The following is a 2,653-nucleotide window of genomic DNA, read 5'->3' as shown; positions in this document are numbered from 1 at the left end:
GGAAACAGTCTGCCAAAAAGCAGGCGTCATAGGTTCAGCGCAACCGGCCAAGTTAATTGTCGCTGAACCGGCCAAGATAGTTGACGCGCTACAGGGAGGCACTGAGCCAGTATTGCCAGGATCTGTTCATAGACTTTCATGTCATGGCAAATGAGGCCTTCACAAGCCAGGAGCAGCGAGCTTTAAACGCTTGGTGGCTCATTCGATGGAGAAATCAATATAGCGAGTGGCCTACTCACGCACTGGAATCTAAAGACTACCTATCCCTCCTAGGCGAAGGAAGTCGTTTTGGTGAAGGAATGTGGGAGTCGTATCAGCGGAAGGATATTCCGGTGTTAACCAGTTACCTAGACGGACTTTTGTCGGGTAAATTGCGTTGTGAGTGGAACAACCCGATCGGATGGAATACTAGGTTGGGACTCGCATGAGGACTTGGAAGTCAACTGTGATGCATCACCCCGAATTGGCTGATTTAGATAATTGGCCACCAATCGATTGGCAACAACACTCTAAAAGTCATCGAGCAGCAATATTGAAGCGCCAGAGCTGCGTTCAACGTGTGCTCCAAGGACACGCGATTACTGAGGTCGCCAGAGGGGCAAACGTGGCGCCTAGCACCGTTTCCAAGTTACTTGAACGATGCCTGGGTGGAGACAGCAGTAACGGTCCAGCGTTGTCAAATGGACTTATACCCCATAAACGTTCCAAACCTTACAAAAGACTTAGGCCTCTACCCTCACAGTCCCAGAATTCTGGGCACGCAGGCGCTTTTAAGCAATTACTGGAAGAGTGCCCGGGTTTGAAGCAATACCTGAACGATTTTTTAAGTAAGGCGCTCAAAAAGACCCGTGCTCAGCCAAATCTGAAACCTAGGGTGTTCTATGAAGCATTCATGGGTTACCTGCAGACCAATCAGTGGCCCTCATACAAATACCCCTATACTACGGCTGACCTCGCAGAAGAGAGCTGTCGGCGATTTTTCAAAGAGAGCCTTTCCCAACTGAACCAGTCGAATCAAGCAAGACATAGTCGACCTAGTCTCATCCACAATACTGTATTTAGAGATATTGAGATCGATGAACACACTGTAGACAGCTCAAGCAGTTTTTATCTGGAATATGATATTGAGGCTGAGAGTGTCACATATCCACTCAGATTGTCGCGTTTTACACTCATTTTGGCTCGCGATGTTGCATCTTCGGCGATTTTCTCTCCATACATCGTATTGGATGGACATATTAACCAAGAGGAATTCAGACAGGCGATTCAGCACTTTCTGAAGCCCACGAATGAGTTGCCGTCTCTGGCAACGCCTGGACTTCGATACATTGAAGGGGCTGGATTTCCGACAACTATTGGCTACGAGCAGGACGCAATACCTATGATCCAGTATGTGCATTTAGATAATGCAATGGTTCATCTAGCCAATTTGTCCAGTCATTTCATACGAAAAGAACTTGGGGCGACACTTCACGCCAGTAGACCTGGCCTCCCTTTGGCCCGTCAAATGGTTGAAAGCGCTTTTGGAGTCCTTGAAGTAGACATTCATACGCTGCCAAACACTGTCGGTACCGACGTATTGGATATAAGGCGCGAAACTGGGAACAAACTCAAACATCCACCTGTAGTATCACTGCAGGCACTCATCGATACCATCAGATTTTTGGTCGCAAATTACAATGGAACGCCTCAAGCGCGTCTCCATGCGGCCTCGCCTTTAGACGTAATGAGGTACCAACTTGATCACAAGCCGATCATCGCATTACCTCAAGAGAGAGCCTCGCTTATTCTGAGGCAGACCCGCCCTGTCAAATTACCAGTCAAACATCAGGAAGGGTCCGGTCCTATGTGCTACGTAAACTACCATTATCAGAAAATGAAGGGTCCCGGACTCAGAAACCCTGCACTCAAAGGTTCTTATGTCACCGCCATGGTTAACGACCGCGACTTGAGGAAGTTTGAGATTTTCACTCCGGAGGGTAAAAATCTCGGGTGGGTTCAAAGCCCTGCTGCATGGCAGCAACTGCCCTATTCGCGGTCGATGCTGTCTCAATTAAACAGGCTTGCTCGTGATGGTCGCAAGCTGAAAAAAGTATCGCTATTTAATTACCTCGAATACCTTCTCGAGAACAGGAAAGTCCCAAAAGTGGCGCTTTCGCTTTCAAAATGGCTGTCATACCACGTAAATGAGCCAGAAAAAGGCCAAAACCTGAACTTTTTGGACGAAACTTTCCCGGCCGAGGATATTAACCAGTCCACTGATAGCGATGTATCGGAACATTTTCCAGAGTGGTCTCCAAAAATGCGAAATACAAGGAGCTGGCTAGATGATATCGATTAACCAAATAGACCATTGGAGCCAAAGATGACGTCCTCACGAGAGCCACATGACTTGCTGCATCCCATCTTTTTTCGGTTGGAGACCCCCGCAGTCAGGGCACTTGCGGACCACTTGCAATTTTGGATCGAATCGGGAATCACGGGAGGTGTGGTAGTTGGCGACGCACGAATAGGAAAAACCAGCGCAATAGACATCATTCAAAATCGTATGAATTCCCTGCGTATTACTGCGAACGTGAACACCGATTTTTACGTTACGTGAACACCCCATCCCTGCCGCTTGTTGGATTTTCCTTTTTACCTTAGGTGTTCA

Annotated in this window: 1 protein-coding gene; it reads left to right on the top strand. The window is 47.8% G+C overall.

The window, feature by feature from the left end; all coding sequences use genetic code 11:
- Positions 1 to 799: 799 nt before the first annotated feature.
- Positions 800 to 2,341, top strand: coding sequence for a hypothetical protein (locus G565_RS0120605; RefSeq protein WP_028672489.1), 1,542 nt, complete (start codon positions 800 to 802; stop codon positions 2,339 to 2,341).
- Positions 2,342 to 2,653 lie beyond the last annotated feature (312 nt).

It is taken from the genome of Saccharospirillum impatiens DSM 12546, from assembly GCF_000423605.1.
In the GTDB taxonomy this organism is placed as follows: domain Bacteria; phylum Pseudomonadota; class Gammaproteobacteria; order Pseudomonadales; family Natronospirillaceae; genus Saccharospirillum; species Saccharospirillum impatiens.
This window is presented reverse-complemented; position numbering and strand designations above follow the sequence as displayed.